The organism is Amycolatopsis sp. GM8 (assembly GCF_021653975.1).
Lineage (GTDB): Bacteria > Actinomycetota > Actinomycetes > Mycobacteriales > Pseudonocardiaceae > Amycolatopsis_E.
Genome location: NZ_JAJKFK010000004.1, coordinates 12,651 through 32,248, shown reverse-complemented (window position 1 = coordinate 32,248; position 19,598 = coordinate 12,651). Strand labels below are relative to the sequence as shown.

Here is a 19,598-nt window from a genome sequence, read left to right as displayed (position 1 = left end):
CCGCACTTTCTCGTTGATTAGCTGCTCGTGGGGAAGGCGAAGCTCGCCTCCGTGGTGCCGGTGCTCTCCCACCGTGCCGTGACGACCTTGGCGCGCGTGTAGAAGCTCACGCCCTCGGGGCCGTGGACGTGCTTGTCCCCGAACAGGGAGTCCTTCCAGCCGCCGAAGGAGTAGTACGCCATGGGCACCGGAACGGGGACGTTGACGCCGATCATGCCGACGCGAACGCCACGCTGGAAGCGCCGCGCGGCCGCGCCGTTCGAGGTGAAGATGGCTGTTCCGTTGCCATAGGGATTGCTGTTGACGAGAGCGATGGCCTCGTCCAGCGATTCGGCCCGGACGACGGACAGCACCGGCCCGAAGATCTCTTCGCGGTAGACGTCCATTCCGGTGGTCACACCGTCGAGAACGGTCGGGCCGACCCAGAAACCCTCGGGATACCCGGCCACGCTCAGGCCTCGTCCGTCCACAACGACCTTGGCGCCCTGCTCCTCGCCGCGATCGATGAGACCCAGGATCCGTTGCTGGGCCGCGCGAGTGACGACAGGTCCCATGTCGCTGCCGGTGTCACTGCCGGCACCCACACGAACTTCGCGCGCTTTCCGGCTCAGGCTGTCGAGTACCCGGTCCGCGGAACTGCCCACCGTCACCGCCGCGGAGATGGCCATGCACCGCTCGCCCGCGGAACCGAACGCCGCGGCGGACAGGTGATCGGAGACGAACTCGGGATCGGCATCCGGCAGGACGACGGCGTGGTTCTTGGCGCCCCCGAGCGCCTGCACGCGCTTTCCGGTGGCGGAGGCCCGCTCGTGAATGTACTTGGCGATGGGAGTCGACCCCACGAACGAGACGGCGGCGATGCCCGGCGAATCGAGGATCGCGTCGACCGCTTCCTTGTCGCCGTGAACGACATTGAAGACGCCGTCCGGCAGCCCGGCCCGCTTCCAGAGCTCGGCGATCATCATCGATACGGACGGGTCACGCTCGCTCGGCTTGAGGATGAAGGTGTTCCCGCAGGCGATGGCGATCGGGAACATCCACATCGGCACCATCGCCGGGAAGTTGAAGGGCGTGATGCCCGCGACGACACCCAGCGGTTCCCGATAGGAGAACACATCGACGTTCGTCGACACCTGGTCGGAGTACTCCCCCTTCAGCAATGCGGGGATCCCACAGGCGAACTCGACGACCTCCTGGCCGCGCTGCACCTCACCGAGCGCGTCACTGAGCACCTTGCCGTGCTCGCTCGTGATCACCGCCGCCAACTCACCGGCTTTCTGCGCCAGCAATTCGCGGAAGGAGAACAAGATCCGGGACCGCCGGCTGAGCGAAGTCTGCGACCACGATTCGAAGGCCTGTGTGGCGGCCGAGACGGCGGCGTCCACGTCCACAGTGGACGCGAGCAGGACCTCCGCCTGCTGCCGGCCGGTGGCGGGGTCGAAGACCGGGGCCCGCCGGTCGGATTCGCCGGCGACGGTCTCGCCTGCGATCCAATGTTTGATGGTCGGCACAACCGCTCCTTCGCGTCGGGTGTATCCATCTTAGTATACGTTCTGGCCGGACGGCAATCAGGACTCAGCGACGACCTCGTGCGACGGCGGCCAGGAAGGGATTTCACCGAGCCCGTTCGGGATGCGCAGGCTCTTGCTGAACCCGAACTCCCCCAAGGTCTCCAGGGCGTGTTCCCGGCCGTACCCACTCGCGCCGACGCCACCGAAGGGAACTCCGACCGACTTGCGGTTGTAGTGGTTGACGTACACGATCCCGCAGCGCATGGCGTTGCTGACCCGCATCGCGCGCCCGTTGTCGCGACTGAAGACACTCGCCACCAGACCGAACGCGGTGCCGTTGGCGATGCTGATCGCCTCGGCCTCGTCTTCGAACCGGATCATGGCCGTGACCGGCCCGAAGATCTCCTCCTGCGCCACCCGCATGTCCGGGGTGACCCCGGTGAGCAGGGTCGGGCGCACGAAGTAGCCGCCGGACAGGCGCGGGTCATCGGGCAGGCCGGCCTGTGCCGCGATGACGGCCCCTTCGGCCACCCCGATGTCGAGGTAGTTCAGTACCCGCTTCCGCTGGGCTTCGGTGACCATCGGCCCGACGTGGGTGTCCGGGCTCGCGCCGTCACCCACACGCAGGCGGGAGACCGCCGCCCCCAGCCGCCGCGCCACCTCGTCGTAGATGCTCGCGTGCACCAGCAGACGGGAGGCCGCCGTGCAGGCCTCCCCCTGGTTGAAGAAAGCCGCCTCCACCATCCACGGCACGACCTCGTCCAGATCGACGTCGTCGAACACGACGAACGGGTTCTTGCCGCCCAGTTCGAGCAGCGCCGGGGTCAGATTGTCCGCGGCGGTCTTCAGCACGGCGGTGGCCGTCTCGGGCGACCCGGTGAACGAGATCTTCCGGACCAGCGGGTGGCGCGCCACCGCGGCGCCGACCGGTCCGCGGCCGGGAACGACCTGCACGACGTCGTCGGGCAGGACCTCCTGGATGAGTTCGACCATGCGCAGCACCGACAGCGGCGCCTGCTCCGGCGGTTTGAGGACGACGCCGTTGCCCATCGCGAGCGCCGGCGCGATCTTGCCGGCGGTGTGGTTCGGCGGCCAGTTGAACGGCACGATGGCGCCGATCACCCCGTACGGCTCGAGCGTGGTGATGTCGAGCAGCGGTCCATTGTTGGTGGCCGCGCTCGGATGCGCCGCCATCATGCCCGCATACATCTCGAAGAGCCCGGACGCGGCTTCGAGATCGAAGCTGCGCGCCTGCGTCGTCGGCTTGCCGTTGTCGCTCGTTTCCAGTGCCGCGATTTCGTCAGCGTGCTCTCGCACGACCTGGGCGATGCGATGCAGGTAGCGGCCGCGTTCGAGCGGCGGGCGCTCCTTCCACTTCAGGTGGCCGGCGTGCGCCGCCCGCACCGCCGCGTCGACCTCGCCGGGGCCCGCGCCCTGGACGACGGCGATCGTCTCGCCCGTCGCCGGGTTCTGGACGTCGAAAGCGTCCTCGTCGTTGGTCGACGACCAGCGCACTCGGATCAGCTGCCGGGTCGGGGTTGCGGTCATGGCGCCTCCTTTGGTGTCGGCCCCAGCGTGTCCCCAGCCGGTGCCGCACCGGAACGGCGAACGGCCGATGGTCCACTTAGGCGCGATCTATACCGGCAATCCCTCGGCGACGGAGCGCAGTTCGGTACGCAGCCAGCGATGGCCGCCGTCTTCGCCGAACTGGGGATGCCACCACAACGCCAGCAGCAGCGGGTCCAGGTCGACTGGGCAGCGCATAACGCGCAGGCGCCTGCGCTCGCCGAAGCGCTCGAGCATTCCTTTGTGGACGATGGCGATCCGGTCCGTGCCTTCGACGAACCACGGCACGGCAAGATAGGAGTCGACGACGACCGCGATGTTCGGCTCGATCCCGGCCTGCCGGAGCCGCCGCAGCGCAAGGGGTTCCCACAACGGCGCGTTCGGCCCGGAATCGCCGGTGACGGCGACCCACGGCAGCGAAGCGAGATCGGCGCGGGTGAGTTCGTCACCCACCCGCGCATTGGCGGAGTCGACGAGGCAGACCCACTCCGCCGAGCACAGGTCCACGTGCGGCAGGTCCCGGAAGTCGCCATGCGGCGCCAGGATGCCGTCCACCGTGCGCAGCACGTCGAGAATCCGGCCAGCCTGGCCGGAGCCGAGTTTGCCGAACCGGATCCGGACGCGCGAGCCGGAGGCGGCGACGGACGCCGCGAACGCGGCCCCCACGGAGGCGACCCAGTAGTCGCCACCGACAAGCCGGAACTCGCGGGTGGAAGTCCGGGGGTCGAAAATCGTGGTACTCGTGAAGAGCCGTTCCGCGGCGCCCAGGGCCGCGGTCGCCAGCGGTAGCAACTCGGCCGCCAACGGTGTCAGCTCGGGTCTCGGGCCGTCCCGGACGATGAGTTCGTCCTTGAAGTGACGCCGGAGTCGCTGCAGCGCCGAAGACACCGTGGGCTGGCTGAGCCCGAGATGGTCCGCGGCCTTGGAGACACTGCGAAAGGTCAGCAGCGCGTCCAAATGGGACATGAGGTTGAGATTGAGGTTGCGCAGCGGTCCCGGGTCCGTCATCGATCCTCCTATAGATCGCGTCTATAGGCTACCTTCGGGGTTTGGCGTACCGCAGCGCGACGCGGTCCTGCACACTCCGACCTGAGACGCGGAGGTATGCATGATCGTAGACACCCACCAGCACTACGCGCCGCCCACGATGCTCGCCGCGGCGGTCGCGGAGCGCCCGGAAGTCCACGGTTACCTGGGCGGCGAGGTCACCACGCTCGACGACCGCGTCGGCGAGCTGGACCGTGCCGGTGTCGACGTCGCCGTGCTTTCCATGCCACCGCCCGGACCGCTCCTGGATCCTGGCGACGACCTGCCTCGTTACCGGGAACTCCTCAGTCGCGCCAATGACGAGCTGCTGGCCGGCGCCGATCGCCGCCCTGATCGGTTCCGGGCGATGGTCTGTCTCCCGTTCGGGGACCCGGATCCGCAAGCGTGCGTCACCGAACTCGAACGCGTGCGCGACCACCCACTTGTCCGCGGCGTGGTGGCCTTCGCCAACACGACCGGCCCGGCCCTCGATGCGGCGGAACCGGTGCATCAGGCGATCGCCTCCTACGGCCTGCCGCTGCAGGTGCATCCACAGTTCGGCGACCTCGCCCACCACGCGATCTTCGACGGGTTCACCCTCGGCGGCAGCCTGGCGATGATGCTGGAGTCATCGGCCGTCGTCGCCCGGATGATGCTGTCGGGCCTGCTCGACCGAGTGCCGGACCTGACTCTCGTCGTACCGCATCTCGGTGGTGTCCTGCCTTATGTCGCACAGCGGCTGATCGATCTCAGCGGGACCGGGCAAGCACGCGAAGACTGCGCGTACTACCTGCGGGAGCGCTGCCTGCTCGACACCTGCTCGTTCCACCCGCCCGCGCTCAGGTGTGCGGTCGAAACCGTGACGGCCGAGAAGATCATGCTCGGCTCGGACTATCCGCAACGCGGACGGCTGGCCAGGGCGGTCGACGACATCCGCACCAGTACGCTGCGGGAGAACGAGCGGCGGGCGATCCTCGGGGGCAACGCGGTCCGTGCCGGGCTGACCTGATATGCGTACAATCATGTATGCAAAGTTGCGCCGCTCGTGCGCGACCCAGGCAGTATCCGTCGGCCGAGGAGAGTCACTTGGAAGCGATCGGCGCCGTCCTCCGCGAGGCACCCGCGACCCGTCCCTACACTGCCAGCCGTCCGCTGTCCCTGGAAAGCGTGTCGCTCGATCCTCCCCAGCCCGGTGAGCTGCTCGTCCGCATCGGCGCCGCGGGGGTGTGCCACTCCGATCTGTCGGTGATCGACGGCAACCGCCCCCGGCCGCTGCCCATGTTGCTGGGACACGAAGCCGCCGGCACGGTCGTGGACATCGGGACCGGTGTGCACGACGTGAAAGTCGGTGACAAAGTCGTTCTCGTCTACGTGCCCTCATGCGGCGTCTGCCAGTTTTGCAACGCGGGCAGTCCAGCGCTGTGCACGGCAGCGGCCGCGGCGAATGGTGAAGGCACACTGTTGCGGGGCGGCTCGAGGCTCCGCGCGCCGGACGAGTCGTCCATCCGGCACCACCTGGGCGTCTCGGCGTTCGCGTCGCACGCCGTCGTCGACCGCAACTCGGCGGTGGTCGTCGGCAACGACGTACCCGACGACATCGCGGCGCTCTTCGGTTGCGCGATGCTCACCGGGTTCGGCGCGGTGACACACACGGCGTCGGTGGGCCCCGGCGACTCCGTCGCCGTCTTCGGACTCGGCGGCGTGGGGCAGGCCGCGGTCATGTCGGCCGCCGCGGCGGGCGCCAACCCCCTCATCGCCATCGACCCGATTCCCGCGAAGCAGACCCTCGCGCTCGAACTGGGCGCCACGCACGCCTGCGCTCCCGAGGACGCCGCCGCGTACCTTGCCCGGTACGCCGATGGCGGTGTCGACTGGGCATTCGAGGTGGCGGGATCGGCCAAGGTCCTCGAAGCGGCCTACGCGGCGACCGGACGCGGCGGCGCGACCGTGGCGGTCGGCCTTCCACACCCGGACGCGACGTTCACGATGCCGGCGTTGAGCATCGTGGCCACCAACCGGCGCATCCTCGGCTCGTACATGGGTTCGGCCCAGCCACAGCGCGACATTCCGGCCATGATCTCGCTCTGGCGCGCCGGCCGGTTACCGGTCGATCGTCTCAAGAGCGCCGAACTTCCCCTGTCGATGATCAACGAGGCGTTCGAGGCCCTCGCCGATGGCACGGCATTGCGTCAAACACTGAAGCCCGAGTGGAGCGGTCGATGACCTCGGTGCGGGACCCGCGCCCGGACGACATTCCGACCCGGGATGCTTTCCCTATTCTGTACCCCACTCCGACCCGCTGGGCCGACAACGACGTGTACGGGCATCTCAACAACGTCGTCTATTACAGCCTTTTCGATTCGGCGGTCAACGGCTGGCTGATCAAAGCGACGGGTACGGACACGCGTCTGCTGCCCGCGATCGGAGTCGTCGTCGAAAGCTCGTGCCGATTCCTCGCCCAGATCAGTTTTCCCGACCAGGTGCACATCGGCATCCGCCTCGCCCACCGGGGAAACAGCAGCGTCGTCTACCAGGTCGCCGCTTTCGTGCAGGACGAGACCGGCGAAATCGAATCCGGCCCGCGCGCGCTCGGCAGGTTCGTGCACGTGTACGTCGATGCCGTCACACGCCGGCCGACCGCCATTCCTGACGTCGTCTCCGATGCCCTGCAGCGGCATCTTTCCTAGCGGGTAACCGGGAAGCGCTACGACGAGCGTCCGCGCAAACCATGGTGCATCCACCCGCGTATACGTTAGTGTATCTGAAATTGGGATCATTCCTGACGAAGGGATCGAGTGCGATGCCAACCGGACCGCTCAGTGGTGTCCGAGTCCTCGACCTGACACGGGTCGTCATGGGACCGCTGAGCACGCAGATACTGGCCGATCAGGGTGCCGACGTCATCCTCGTCGAAGCCCAGGGCGGCGATACCAGCCGTGTCATGGGCCCAGGGCCGCACAGCGAACTCTCCGGGATCTCACTCAACCTGCTCCGCAACAAGCGGTCGGTCGACCTCGATCTCAAGTCCCCCCAAGGCCTTGACCTGATCCACCGGCTCGTGAGGACCTGTGACGTGGTGGTGACGACCATGCGCCCGCAGGTGCTCACCCGGCTGAAGATCGACTACGACACCCTGGCGGAACTCAAGCCCGACCTCGTGTACTGCCAGGCACAGGGCTTTCCGCTGGCCAGTGACCGCGCCACCGAACCGGCCTACGACGACATCATCCAGGCGGCCAGCGGCGTCTCCGACATGATCGAACGCGTCTGGGGACGACCGGCGCTCATGCCCACCATCTTCGCCGACAAGGTGTGCGGGCTCGTCATCGCGCAGGCCGTCACCGCCGCACTCGTGCGTCATGCCCGCACCGGCGAAGGCGAGCACATCGAAGTCGCCATGCAGGAGGCCACCTCGGCCTTCATGCTGACCGAGCACGGGTCGGGCGCGATCAGCGTGCCGCCCGTGAGCTACGACGGGCTCCCGGCCGCGGGCTACCCGCGGGTCCTGTCCCCGGAAAGGCGGCCGCACAAGACCAAGGACGGGCAGATTCATCTCTTTCCGTACCTGCCGAAGCATTATCAAGCGATCTTCACCGAGGTCGGCATTCGCGACGACAACGACAAGCGGTACGTCGACCAGCGTGCCGCGTTACGCAACTCCGACTCGCTCTACCGGGACATCCGCAAGATCGCTCCGCTCAGGACGACGGATGAATGGCTTGAATACTGCCGCGATATCGGTATTCCGGCGACGCGGGTGCTCACGCTCCAAGATCTGGTCGACGAACTCCCGACCGCCACGCATCCCGTCGCGGGCACCTACCGGGTCATTCCGGCGATGGCACGGTTCGGCGCCGGCGATTTCGCCGAGCCGCGCCCGGCACCGCTGATCGGGCAGGACACCGAGGATGTGATCGACGAGCTGACCGAAATCGAAGCCGCCGATCCGGTCATCCGCGCGAGGGCACAGGTGGCGGGGTCGTCGACCTCGTGATTCGGCTCAGGCCTGGCGCGCTCGGTTGTGCGGCGTCCGGCTGCGTCCGAGCCGTTGCACGACGATGCGTTCGGCCCGTGACCGGTGTGCGTCGCTCCTTTTGATCAGGGCTTTGACGTCACCGGCCTTGACGGCTTCGATGATCCCCTGGTGCTCCTGAATCGTGATCGACGTGGTCTCCGGTTCGTAGAGGTACATCGATCGATAGAAACCCGACATGTACCAGAGTCGCTCCAGTTCCTGCAGCACGACCTGCAGCGGCGAGGCGGTGAAGATCTCGAAGTGGAACTTCTTGTTCCAGTGCTGGAACTCGTCGGGGTTGTGGTTCTTGGCCGCGGTCATCATCTTCTTGTGCAGATCCTGCAGCGTGCGCAGGTCGACCTGGGCCAGATCCGCGGACTTGAGCAGCACCGTCTCCAGCAGCCGCCGCATCAGGTAGATCTCGGAGAGGTCCTCGCTGTTGAAGCGCGCCACCGTATAACCGGTATTGGGCCGGTGATCGAGGACGCCTTCGGAATGCAACTTGGACAAGGCCTCGCGCACGGGAATGCGGCTGACACCGAGACGTTCCGCCAGCGCGGACTGCTGGACCTTTTCGCCCGGCAATAGCTCACCCGAGATAACCATCGACCGGATCTGCTCGAGACTCTTGTCGACGCCGGATCCGGCCGTTTCAGCGGTTCCCTTGTTCGGGCTGTTCATCACTAACCTCACCTGTCGACCTGCGCCGCAGTCTCCCTGATGCGGCCCGTGCGCGTCACGATTATTGCATTCGCGGTGACGGAAGGCCTTCGAGGTACGGCGGTCGACGCGATGGTGTCACGAACGCGTGGCGGACCCCACCGCTTCCGCCGACTTGGCCGCGAGCGATCGCCTGCGCCGTTCGGCGAGGTCCAGACCGTCCTGCCAGCTCGCGCGCTCACTGATCAGCCTGCGGTACTTCATGATGTCGGCCTGGCCGTTGACCGCCAGTGCGCCCACGATCCGGTCGCCCTGACGGTAGAGCGCGATCCACCGGCGGTCAGCGGTGACGTCCCCGTCGACCACCCGGGTCTCGTCCGCGTCGGGAATGCCCACGAACTGGATCTTGCTGTCGTACCAGTCGGACCAGAAGTACGGCACCGTCAAATAGGGCTTCGCATTCTCCGGATCGAGCGCGTTCCGGGCCGCGGCTTCGCCCTGGCCGGCGGCGCTCGTCCAATGCTCGAGCCTTTGCAGCCGGCCGAAGAGCGGGTTGTGCCACCTCGCGACGTCGCCGGCCGCGTAGACGCCCGGCGCGGCACACAGGTACTCGTCGCACACGACGCCGTTGTCCAGGGTCAGTCCCGCACCCTCGAGCCAGCCGGTCGCCGGGTCCGCGCCGACACCGACGACGACCAGGTCCGCCGGCAGTTCGGTGCCGTCGGTGAGCCGCACGCCGGTCACTTTCTCCTCGCCGAGCAGGCGCTCGACACCGGCACCGCAGCGCAGGTCGGTGCCGTGCTTGGCATGCAGCTGAGCGATCGCGAGGCCGAGTTCGGGACCGACCGCACGCACCAGCGGGGTGGCCAGGGCTTCGACGATGGTCACCGGTAGCCCCCGCTTGCGGGCCGAGGCGGCGACCTCCGAGCCGATGAACCCGGCGCCGATGACGACCACGCGCTCGGCGGTGTCCATCGCCCGCCGGACGGAGTGCGCGTCGTCGACGGTGCGCAGCGCGTGGACACCGGCCAGCCCACGGCCTGCCGGCAGCGTTCGAGCGTGCGCGCCGGTCGCGATCACGACGGCGTCATACGGGACCGTATCGGCGCCGAGGATGACACGCCGGCCGGCCGGGTCCAGCGCCGTGGCGGCCTCGCCCAGCCTCAGGGTCACCCCCAGCTCGTCGACGAAATGGGCCTCGTCGTGAAAGACGGTGCTCGGTTCGTCGGCACCCGCGGCCACCTCGTCCAAAAACTGCTTGGACAGCGGTGGCCGGTCATAAGGAAGATGCGGTTCGGCGCCGATCAACGTGATCCTGCCGCCGAAACCCGCCGCGCGGGCGGCTTCGACGGCCCGCAGGCCCGCCAGCGACGCGCCGACCACAACCAGGTCGTTCATAACCAAGACAATCCCTTCGGATCCTGCCGATCGAGCACGAGTGGGAAGATCCGCTGCCTCACCCGGTACCGGCCAGGTGCTCGGCGATGGCGGTCCGGAACTCGTCCGGGGCTTCCCAGCCGAGATTGTGACCCGCGCGGACCTCCACCCGCCGTGCCCCGGCGATGCCCGCCGCGAGCTGCTCGGCGTGGGCGGGGTGCACGAGCCGGTCCCCCGTGGGCACGATGATCACGGTCGGCGCCCGCACCTGCCCGAGATCGGGACGAACGTCGAGACGGCGGATCAGGTCCACCAGCGCGGCCGTCCCGGGCGGGATGTCCGCGGCGATCAACGACGCCACCTCGTCCGGATCCAGGCCGGCCCGTTGCCAGTGCTGCTCACTCGAGGAAACCCAAGCAAGGAACCGGCCGACGGCCCGTGCCTGCTCCACGTCGCCGGCGCGCTCCAGCAAGGAAAGCCAAGTGGCGCAGGCCATCCGCAGCGAGGGACTCGCCTGCGCGAACCCGGTGGCGAGCACCAGGCGCCGGACGCGGTCCGGACGGCGGGCGGCGAGCCGCACGGCAACGGCCGCGCCGAGCGAGTAGCCGACCACGTCGACCGTCGCCAGTCCCGCGTCGTCGGCCGCGCTCAAAGCATTCGCGACAAGGCTGTCGACGTCAACGGACGGCGCGACGGGCACCGGCCCCGTGCCGGGGTAATAGGGGGCGACCACCCGGCCCGGTAGCTCGGCCTGGAACGGGAAGTTCGCCGCCGGGGCGCCTCCCGCTCCGTGCAGCAGCAGGGTCCCGTGTGAGGCGACCGGTCCGGTCACGACAGAGTGCATGCGTTCTCGCTCCGGATGCTGGTTCGGTGGTCCCGGCTAGGCCTCGACCAGCTGCAATGCCCCGGCCGGGCAGGCCGAACAGGCGGCGCGGGCACGCTCGAGCTGCTCCGGCCCTGGCCGCGCATTGAGGACGGCGAGAGACCCGTCGTCCTGCACCTCGAACAGGTCCGGGGCTTCCGCTTCGCACATGCCCAGCCCACAGCATTTGCCTTCGTCGAGTTCGATGCGCATGACGCTTTTCCTTTCCTTCGCGGAGCCTCAGAGGTACACCGGCATGGACTTGACGACGTGGAAGAACGTGCCCGGCTGCAGTTCGGGGTCGCCGGCCTTGAGCTGCGGAGCCCGGGTCAGTAGCTCCGTGAACAGGGCGCGAAGCTGGAAGCGGGCCAGCTGGTTGCCCAGGCAGTGGTGGATCCCTCCCCCGCCGAAGCTGATGTGCGGGTTGGGATGGCGGGAAAGGTCGAACTCGTGCGGGCGGTCGATGCGGGTTTCGTCGCGATTGGCCGAGCTGTAGAACATGACGACCTTGTCGCCCTGGCGGATCTGCGCGCCCTTGAAGTCGATGTCGCGTGCCGCGGTACGGCGGAAGGTCATGATGGGCGTGGCCCAGCGCACGAACTCCTCGACCGCGGTCGAAATGCGGCCCTCGAGGTCTTCGAGCAACCACTCCCGCTGTTCTGGGTGCGTGGTCAATGCCCGCAGGCCATGGCTGGTGGACTGACGGGTGGTGTCGTTGCCGGCGCTGACCATCAGCAGGAAGAACGACCCGATTTCCTTGTCGGTGAGCCTTTCACCGTCGATCTCGGCCTGTGCCAGCGCGGTGATCAGGTCGTTCTGCGGGTCGTCACGCCGTTCGGCGGCCAGCGACACCGCGACGTCATTGACGTGCCTCACCGCCTGGTAAATGCGGTCGACGACCTGGTCCTTGGTCATCCCGGCCAGTTCCGAGTCGCCCCAGCCATTCGCGATGTTCAGTTCGGCGGTGACCTGCTGCCGCAGACCGTCGGGGACGCCCATCATGTCGTTGATGTTGTGCATCGGCAGCAGCTGGGCACATTCGGCCACGAAGTCCGCGCTCCCGCCACCCTCGTCGATCTTGGCGAGCAGGTTGTCGACGACCGTCCTGGCGTTGGCCGTGATCCGGTCGTTGATGCGCTTGATCTGCTTGGGCGTGAAGGCGGCGGAAACCAGGCGCCGCATGCTGGTGTGCCGCGGCGGGTCCATCTGGATGATGGACGTGGAGATCTCCAGGATCTCCGGAGTCAGGTTCTCCAGCAGGATCCCGGCCTCGGAAATGAAGTCACCGCTGCGCTTGGTGATCTCGACGACGTCGTCGTAGGTGGTGGCCGCCCAGAACCCGTAGTCGTCCGGAACCTCGTACACCTGGTCCTCGAGTGGACGGTGCCAGGTCAGCGTGCCCCGCTTCCGCAACTGCGAAAACGCGCGCTCCCGCTCGTCCATCGTGGTGGACCAGAACGCCGTCGACGAGAGATCGACCGGGTCGTAGGGCCGGTCGGGGGTACCACTGGCAAACGTCATCACATTCATGGTCGTCAACGCTGTGCTCCTCATTTGGTGGCGTCTCTGCCTGCACACATGAGACGCCCACGTCCGTAGCATCCAATAATGCATACACAACTTGTGACTGTCAACACACGCTGCTGTAACTCATTAGCGGGCTCGGCGGGTGTCAGTCTCGGCGCAGGCGCACCATGCGCCCGCCGACGAGCCATTCCGCCACGTAAAGATCGCCGCGTGCGTCCACGGCCAGCCCGTGCGGGCTGTTGAACTCACCGGGACGCAGTCCCGGGGGGCGCACGATGGATCCGTCGGCCGCGACGGCATTGGGCCAGCCCGGCCGGTCCGCCGCCGCGTCGTCCTCCCCCAGATGGCCCACCAAACGATCGTCGATGTCGAACACGGCCAGCCGCGCCTGCAGTTCCGCGACGACCAGTTGCGAGTGGTAGGTGACCATCGCACTCGGCGAATTGAGGCCGTCCGTCACCGAATGCAGGAACGCGCCGTCCAAGCCGAAAACCTGCAGCCGGGCGTTCGTCCGGTCGGCGACGTACAGCCGCGGCACGTCGGTGCGATGGTCCACGAACAGCGCGTGCGGGCAGTCGAAACGGCCGACGCCCTCTTCGCCGGTCAACGTGAGGGTGAGCGTGCCATCGGGCGAGTACCGGTGCACAAGGCTTTGCCCATAACCATCGGCAACCCAGATCGCGCCGTCGTCGGCGACAACGACCGCCGTCGGCTGGTACCGGTTCTCCGCGTACGCGGGGTGATCGGGAAGTGGCAGATCACGCAGGCGCCGGCCGTCGAGGTCGAAGCACGCGACGAGACCGTGCGCGCCCGGTGTGGCCGCCTCGTAGCCACCGGCGCCGTCGGGCACCGCCTTGAGTGCCGGGTCCGCGATCCAGAGCCGGTCGCCGTCGAGCGCCATGCCGTGGATCTCGGTGAGCCCGGACTCCCACGAGCCGAGCAATTGACCGTCGAGGGCATAGAAGCACACGGCGGCCCCTCCGGACTGCGCACCGATCACGCGGCCGTCTCCGGTCACGACAAGGGCGTGGTGTGCCCAGCCCACGTCGCCGAGCGGGCCGTCGGGTGGCTTGGCCCAGCCCTCCTGCCAGGTGAACGTGTGCCCGCCTGCGTGCAGGTGTGGTTCCGTCATCGATTCCTGCCTTTTTCCGGGAAAAATGAGTCCTGCAACCGGGACCAGCCGGGGAGTAGCAGATCGGCCAGTTCCTGGTAGCCGGACGCGTTCGGATGGGCGCCGTCGCCGCGGCGCACCTCGGTCATCCAGGCGGCCGAGCCGATCAAGGTCGCGTAGGCGTCGACGAACGGCGTCGCAAGCCGGCGACAGACCTCGTCGAGCCGGGCGCTCAAGTGTGCTATTCGAGCGTTGTGGTCCTCGTCGGCGACCGGTGTGGGTCCGACGACCAGCAACGGAAGCCGGCGACGCGCCGTCGTGTCGATCAAGGCTTCGAGACCGGCGCAAGACTCATCCGTGCTCACAGTGGGTGCGCCGTCGTGAAGCAACGTGTCGTTGACTCCGAACGACACGACCACTCTCGTCTCGACGTCCGTGCGAAGGCGCCGCGTCAATTCGCCGTCGAAACGGGTTACCAGGTGCATTGAGGTGTCTCCACGCACGCCGAGGTTGTAAGTGGTGAGCAGTACGTCGTCCCGGGTTTGCCGGGCGAGGCGGCCGACCCAGCCGAGGCCGGCCGGATCGCCGACCCCGACCGTGAACGAGTCGCCGAAGACGCAGATCCGGACGTCGCGGTGGGTCACGCTCGCCTGTCTCCCCTCACGTCGCCGGCCGGCGTCTCAGGACATGAGCATGCCGGCGGTGACATTGATGTCCTGTCCAGTCATGTGTTGCGCGTAGTCGGAAGCGAGGAACAGCGCCGTGTTCAGGATGCTCTCGGGCGCGACCTGGGTGCGCAGCGGTGAGAGCGCGAGGACCTGCTCCCGGGCCTCGTCGACCGTGACGCCCTTTGCCTTCGCTTGCGCGGCAAGGATCTCGTCGACCCGTTCCCCGGCGACGTTGGCGGGCAGGATGCAGTTGACGCGGATGCCGCTCGGCCCGAGTTCCAGCGCCAGTGTCCGGGTCAGCCCGATCATGCCCATCTTGCTCGACGCGTACGAGGACCGGTTGGCGAACGGGGTTTTGCCGTTGATGGAGCCGATATTGAGGATCGAACCGCCACCCCTGCTCTTCATCGATGGCACGACGCCTCGAATCGCCAGGAAGACGCTGGTGAGATTGACGGCCAGCGTCTCTTCCCAGCCTTCGAGCGAGGTCTCCTCGATCGGCGCCATGGGGCCGGCGATGCCGGCATTGTTGATCAAGACGTCGACATCCCCGTACTCCTTGCGCACCGCCTCGAGCATCGCCTCGACGCCGGCCGGATGGGCGAGATCCGCGACCAGGCCGCGACCGTCCTGCCCCGCATCGGCGATCTCCTTCTCCAGGCTGCGGAGCTCCGGTTCGCGACGGGCCACGAACACCGTCTTGGCGCCGGAGGCCGCGAATCCCTTGGCCAGCACGCGTCCTATCCCCCGAGAGGCGCCCGTCACGAGCACCACTTTGCCCTCGTAGCTCACGGGCAGTACGGGAACGCTCAAAGTCGTCATCGATCGACCTCAGCCTTGGCGGGCCGCGAGCCCGGCGTCGATGAGCACGAACACGATGACGCAGTTCTCGGAGCTGCGGTTGCTCCACCCGTGGACGGTGCCACGCTGCACCAGCGTGTCCCCCGCACTCAGCTTGACCTCGCCGTCTTCGAGCTGCGCATAGATCTCGCCGGAGATGATGACCGCGCAGTCGACGGTCGTCGTGACGTGCATCGTGCCGTTCCCGAACGTGGCGCCCTCGGCTACATGCTTGGTCCCCGGCATGGCACCCCACGCGGCCTCCCGGTCGAAGTCCGCGACGAACAATTCGTCCGGCGGGAACTGCGAGACCCGGAAGACCAGCCCGCCCGCGGCGGGCTCGACTTCGAACGGCGTGTAGCACGGCTCGGCCGGGTCCGAGTTGTCGGCGGGCACCGGCGTCCGCCAGATATCCGTCGCCCCGTAGTCCGGGATGCCGGGGAACGCGAAGCTGAAGGGGCAGATCTCGTCGCTCACCACGGTCGACCGGCCCTCGGCGTCGAGACCGGTGACGACCCGCCGAACCGGCTTGAGACCTCGGCCTTCCGTTGGGGTGCTGCTCACTGGAGCGTCCTTTCTCATGTGTGCTCGACCGCGTCACGGCGGCGCTGTGCGGCCAGTTGCGCCGCCTTGACGATGTTCGTGTAACCCGTGCACCGGCAGAGGTTTCCCGTCAGTGCCTGGCGGACGTCGGAGTCGGACGGCTCGGGGTTGGACTCGAGCAGATCCTCGATCGCGAAGAGATGCCCCGCGATGCAGAATCCGCACTGGAACGCGTCCGAGTCCCAGAAGGCCTGCTGAATGTCCCCCAGCTCGCCTTCCGGCGAGATGCCTTCGATCGTCCGCAGCTCGCAACCGTCCACACTGGCCGCCAGCAGCAGGCACGACTTGGCGATCCGGCCGTCGACGCGCACGGTGCAGGCCGCGCAGTCGCCGTTGTAGCAACCGGCATGCGTACCGGTCAGATGCAACTCATGGCGAAGCACGTCGACGAGCAATTGGCGGTCTTCGATCGTGACCCGGCGCTGGCGGCCGTTCACCCGGAGCCTGATCGTGCGCGTCGGGACCTCGTCGTCGGGCTCTGTTGTCGTCATTTCGGTACTCCCATGAGGTCTTCGACCGCCCGGCGCGCGACGGCCGCCGCGATGTCGGCGCGGTAGCTGCCGGGCGCGAGAACATCGGACCACGGTGCGGTGATGGCGCTGTCCACTCGGTGCTTCAGCTCCGTCCGGTCGAGCGGGTCCTCGACCGTCACCACCACCGGCAGGGACTCGACGGCACCCAGGGTGATCCGAACGCTCCCGCCCGGTCCGGGAACGGCGCTGGCGGTGACGATCGGCCAGGATCCGGTGCTGTGCTTGACTTTGCAGTAACCACCGGACGGTTGTGGCGCGAACCGCATCGACGAAACGAACTCCCCGGGCCGCAGATCCACGACGAAAGCGTCGATCAGGAAATCCGAGATCGGGACAGAACGACGACCGTCAGGACCGTGGATGTCGACCATGGCGTCGAGGGCGAACACAGCACCCGGCGCATCCGTCGTGGGGAAATGGAAACACACGGCACCGACCAGGGTGCCCTGCTGGGTGATCTGCCGGCCGCCGGTGATGCCACGGGCCATTCTCGGCAGCAGGGCCAGGTTCGACCGCAGCAGATCCGATTCCAGCACATCGACGTAGCTGACACTGGCCCCGATCTCGATCTCGCCGTCGGTGCTCGTGATCTGCCGTAGCCCCAGATCCTTGAGATCCACCACGTGCTCATACTCCAGCAGATGACGGGTCATCCGCGGGAGCAGGAACGTTCCGCCGCCGACGACGGCAGCGTTGCCGTGGTGTTCGAGGAGCACCTGGCTGGCCTCTTCAAGACTCCGCGGCCGGTGATACCGCATGCGTGTGCGGATCACGGGTGCGTCATCTCCCCCGCCGCCTTGATGGCGTTCAGGATTCTCGGGGGGCTCAATGGCAGGTGATGGATCTGCGCGCCGAGTGGGGCGATGGCGTCGTTGACCGCGTTGAGCACCGCAGCCATCCCCGACCCGATGCCACTGTCACCGGCCCCCTTCGTCCCGAACCTGGTGAAGGGACTCGGCGTCTCCTGATGCGCCACCCGGAAAGCCGGCAGGTCACTGGCTCGCGGCAGCAGGTACTCCTTCAGGCTTTGTGCCTGTGAAATGCCGGTCTCGTCATAAGGCAGGTCCTCCCAGAGAGTTCCGCCTATCCCCTGCGCCAGCGCGCCGTAGAGCTGGCTGTCGACGAAGTTGCTGTTCAGGACCGCACCGCAGTCGTCAACGGCCGAACACTCCTGGACCGTCACGACACCGGTCTCGCCGTCCACCTCCACCACGACGACGGCCGCGCAATAGGGATAGGAGGCATAGAAGTTGATCCGTCCCTGCTCGTCCGGTTCGTGGTGGAAGTTGTCCGGACCGGCGACCTTCGTCGCTTCGAGGTCGGCGTGTGTGATGCCGCTCTGACTCGAACCGTTCGAGCCGCGCCGGTAGATCGACGAGGCCAGCTCCTCGAAGGACATCGACTTCGACTCGTCGTGGGTGGCCCGGACCGAGCCCCCGCCGAACACGATCTGCTCGGGGGCACATCCCCATTCCGCCGCGGTGAACGTGATCATGTGCCGGCGGATTTCCCGGGCGGCGTCGGCCGCGGCGGCTGTGCCGGCCATGGCGGCCCGGCCGCCCATGATGCCGAAGCCGTACGGGGCGCGGTCGGTGTCCCCCTGGATGGTGTCGATACGGTCCAGGTCGATCCCGAACTCGCGCGCCACGACGAACGCGATGGTGGTGTCGTTGCCGGTTCCCGGACTGGTGATGCCGGTGGCGACGGTGACGGTGCCGGAGGGATGCACCCGGACCGTGGCACTGTCGTGGCCCCGGGTCAGGCTGTCGAACATCTCGCCGCCCTCGGGGGTGAGTTCGTAGCCCAATCCGACGCCGAGCAGCCTGCCCTGCTTCCTGGCCTCGGCCTGCCGCCGGCGCAACCCGTCGTAGTCGGCGAACTGGAGCAACTTCGTGAGTGCCCCGGCGTAGTTCGCCGAGTCGATGTGCTTGTTGTGGACCCAGCCCGGCATCCCCTCGGAGGACTGGAAGTTCCGGAACCGGACCGTCGCGGGGTCGATGCCGAGCTTCGTGCTGATCAGGTCCATGATCCGGTCGAGCACGAGGTTCGCCTGTTCCTTGCCGTAGGCGCGAAACCCGGACCACGGCGCCTTGTTCGTCACGACGGGAATGACCTCGACCGCGTAGTCGGCGCATTTGTAGACACCCGGGTAGGTGAAGCAGCCTTGCGCGGCCATTCCCCACCCGCTCCATGACGCGAGGCATCCGACGTTTCCGACGCTGCGTACCTTGAATCCTTCGAGAACCCCGTCGGCGTTGAAACCGAACTCGACGTCGTGGGTGAACTCGCGGCCGCCGGCCAGCAGTTCGTCGGCGCGCGTTTCGATCCATTTCACCGGTGCCCCGGTGAGCCGGCTCAGCAGGCACACCAGGACCTCTTCGGGGAAGCCGACGAACTTGTATCCGAAGGATCCGCCCATTCGCGGGGCGATGACCCGGATCCGTTCTTCGGACAGCCCCAGCATGTCCGCCAGCCGCGTCCGCAGCACATGGGGATTCTGGGTGGCGGCCCAGAGTTCGATCCGGTCCGGTGTCACCCACGATCCGACATAGCCCCTGGTCTCCATGGGCACCGGCTGATGCCGTCCGGACGTGATACGCGCCGAGGCACGGTACTCGGCGTCCCTGATCTTGGCGTCCGCGTCGCCCTCGGTATTGGGAAGGTGACCGATGACGTTGTCCGGCCAGTGCTCGAAAAGCCGGGGAGCCTCCGCCCGCATCGCGTCCTCGGCTTCGAAGACGGCGGGCAGAATCTCGTACTCCACCGCGATCGCGGTCACCGCCGCCTCCGCGGTCGCCAGTGAGTCGGCGACGACCGCTGCCACCGGTTCTCCCACCCAGCGGACCTTGCCCACGGCGAGCACCCCGAAGTCCGCGGTATTGAGGCCGCCCGCCAAGCCGGGGTCCATGAAATGCGGTACCGGTTTGGCCATCCCGGCGGCGCGCTCCCCGGTGAGGACCACCTCGACGCCGGGAATCGCCTCAGCGGCGGTGGCGTCGATGGAAACGATCCGCGCATGCGGGTGCGGGCTGCGCGCCAGGGCCGCGTGGAGCATGCCGGGGACGCTGATGTCGTCGAGGTACTGCTCCCGGCCCGTCAGGATCCGGTCTCCGTGCTGCCGGCGGGGCTGATCCTCGTGGCGGCCTGATTCGGCGGTGCCGTCGACGCGAGTCACGCTATTCGAGGATTGCAACACATCCACCTCGGTGGTCTCCCTTGATCGCCAGGTCGCACCGGCATCCATGCTAGACGGCAGGAAACCGGGTTCAGTGCACCGGAAGCATTACGTATGCGTAATT

At 67.5% G+C, this 19,598-nt stretch carries 19 protein-coding genes; 4 read left to right on the top strand and 15 right to left on the bottom strand.

The features are described 5' to 3' along the window. Positions 1-17 precede the first annotated feature (17 nt). The 3 genes from LOZ83_RS18835 to LOZ83_RS18825 form a co-directional block, all read right to left on the bottom strand. Positions 18-1,511 carry a CoA-acylating methylmalonate-semialdehyde dehydrogenase gene (locus tag LOZ83_RS18835; protein ID WP_236792149.1) on the bottom strand — a complete coding sequence of 498 codons (1,494 nt, stop codon included), beginning with the start codon at positions 1,509-1,511 and terminating at the stop codon, positions 18-20. A gap of 57 nt (positions 1,512-1,568) precedes the next feature. Next, complete coding sequence (locus LOZ83_RS18830; protein ID WP_236792148.1) at positions 1,569-3,059, bottom strand: aldehyde dehydrogenase; 1,491 nt, start codon at positions 3,057-3,059, stop codon at positions 1,569-1,571. A gap of 87 nt (positions 3,060-3,146) precedes the next feature. Continuing rightward, positions 3,147-4,085 carry a LysR family transcriptional regulator gene (locus LOZ83_RS18825; protein ID WP_236792147.1) on the bottom strand — a complete coding sequence of 313 codons (939 nt, stop codon included), beginning with the start codon at positions 4,083-4,085 and terminating at the stop codon, positions 3,147-3,149. A 100-nt stretch (positions 4,086-4,185) separates the two neighbouring features. Between LOZ83_RS18825 and LOZ83_RS18820 the strand changes: the two genes are divergently transcribed. The 4 genes from LOZ83_RS18820 (at position 4,186) to LOZ83_RS18805 (ending at position 8,097) form a co-directional block, all read left to right on the top strand. Further along, positions 4,186-5,112, top strand: a complete 927-nt coding sequence (locus LOZ83_RS18820) for an amidohydrolase family protein (protein ID WP_236792146.1) — start codon at positions 4,186-4,188, stop codon at positions 5,110-5,112. 77 nt (positions 5,113-5,189) lie between these two features. Continuing rightward, on the top strand, positions 5,190-6,326 hold the full coding sequence (locus LOZ83_RS18815) for a zinc-binding dehydrogenase (protein WP_236792145.1): 1,137 nt from the start codon (positions 5,190-5,192) through the stop codon (positions 6,324-6,326). Continuing rightward, positions 6,323-6,790 carry a thioesterase family protein gene (locus LOZ83_RS18810; protein ID WP_236792144.1) on the top strand — a complete coding sequence of 156 codons (468 nt, stop codon included), beginning with the start codon at positions 6,323-6,325 and terminating at the stop codon, positions 6,788-6,790. Before LOZ83_RS18815 ends, LOZ83_RS18810 begins: the two co-directional genes overlap by 4 nt. Before the next feature lie 41 nt (positions 6,791-6,831). Beyond that, positions 6,832-8,097, top strand: a complete 1,266-nt coding sequence (locus LOZ83_RS18805) for a CaiB/BaiF CoA-transferase family protein (RefSeq protein ID WP_236792143.1) — start codon at positions 6,832-6,834, stop codon at positions 8,095-8,097. A gap of 6 nt (positions 8,098-8,103) precedes the next feature. Here the strand turns inward: LOZ83_RS18805 and LOZ83_RS18800 are convergent, their stop codons facing one another. The 12 genes from LOZ83_RS18800 to LOZ83_RS18745 form a co-directional block, all read right to left on the bottom strand. Continuing rightward, on the bottom strand, positions 8,104-8,799 hold the full coding sequence (locus LOZ83_RS18800) for a GntR family transcriptional regulator (protein ID WP_236792142.1): 696 nt from the start codon (positions 8,797-8,799) through the stop codon (positions 8,104-8,106). A gap of 117 nt (positions 8,800-8,916) precedes the next feature. Then, a complete protein-coding gene (locus LOZ83_RS18795; protein WP_236792141.1) occupies positions 8,917-10,176 on the bottom strand; it encodes an NAD(P)/FAD-dependent oxidoreductase in 1,260 nt (419 codons plus the stop codon). A 58-nt stretch (positions 10,177-10,234) separates the two neighbouring features. Then, entirely contained in the window at positions 10,235-10,999 is a 765-nt protein-coding gene (locus LOZ83_RS18790; RefSeq protein ID WP_236792140.1) for an alpha/beta fold hydrolase, read from the bottom strand. Between the two features lie 36 nt (positions 11,000-11,035). Continuing rightward, positions 11,036-11,230, bottom strand: a complete 195-nt coding sequence (locus LOZ83_RS18785; protein ID WP_236792139.1) for a ferredoxin — start codon at positions 11,228-11,230, stop codon at positions 11,036-11,038. Positions 11,231-11,257: 27 nt separating this feature from the next. Next, a complete protein-coding gene (locus tag LOZ83_RS18780; protein WP_236792138.1) occupies positions 11,258-12,538 on the bottom strand; it encodes a cytochrome P450 in 1,281 nt (426 codons plus the stop codon). Positions 12,539-12,689: 151 nt separating this feature from the next. Next, positions 12,690-13,676, bottom strand: coding sequence for a hypothetical protein (locus LOZ83_RS18775; RefSeq protein ID WP_236792137.1), 987 nt, complete (start codon positions 13,674-13,676; stop codon positions 12,690-12,692). After that, a complete protein-coding gene (locus LOZ83_RS18770) occupies positions 13,673-14,299 on the bottom strand; it encodes a GDSL-type esterase/lipase family protein (protein ID WP_236792136.1) in 627 nt (208 codons plus the stop codon). The genes LOZ83_RS18775 and LOZ83_RS18770 overlap by 4 nt, the downstream gene beginning before the upstream one ends. Positions 14,300-14,335: 36 nt before the next feature. Further along, complete coding sequence (locus tag LOZ83_RS18765) at positions 14,336-15,145, bottom strand: SDR family NAD(P)-dependent oxidoreductase (protein WP_236792135.1); 810 nt, start codon at positions 15,143-15,145, stop codon at positions 14,336-14,338. Positions 15,146-15,154: 9 nt separating this feature from the next. Then, positions 15,155-15,727, bottom strand: coding sequence for a cupin domain-containing protein (locus tag LOZ83_RS18760; protein ID WP_236792134.1), 573 nt, complete (start codon positions 15,725-15,727; stop codon positions 15,155-15,157). 14 nt (positions 15,728-15,741) lie between these two features. Next, positions 15,742-16,257, bottom strand: a complete 516-nt coding sequence (locus tag LOZ83_RS18755; RefSeq protein WP_236792133.1) for a (2Fe-2S)-binding protein — start codon at positions 16,255-16,257, stop codon at positions 15,742-15,744. Beyond that, positions 16,254-17,072, bottom strand: coding sequence for a xanthine dehydrogenase family protein subunit M (locus LOZ83_RS18750; protein WP_236792132.1), 819 nt, complete (start codon positions 17,070-17,072; stop codon positions 16,254-16,256). The genes LOZ83_RS18755 and LOZ83_RS18750 overlap by 4 nt, the downstream gene beginning before the upstream one ends. Further along, entirely contained in the window at positions 17,069-19,474 is a 2,406-nt protein-coding gene (locus LOZ83_RS18745) for a xanthine dehydrogenase family protein molybdopterin-binding subunit (protein ID WP_236792131.1), read from the bottom strand. The genes LOZ83_RS18750 and LOZ83_RS18745 overlap by 4 nt, the downstream gene beginning before the upstream one ends. Positions 19,475-19,598: the final 124 nt, after the last annotated feature.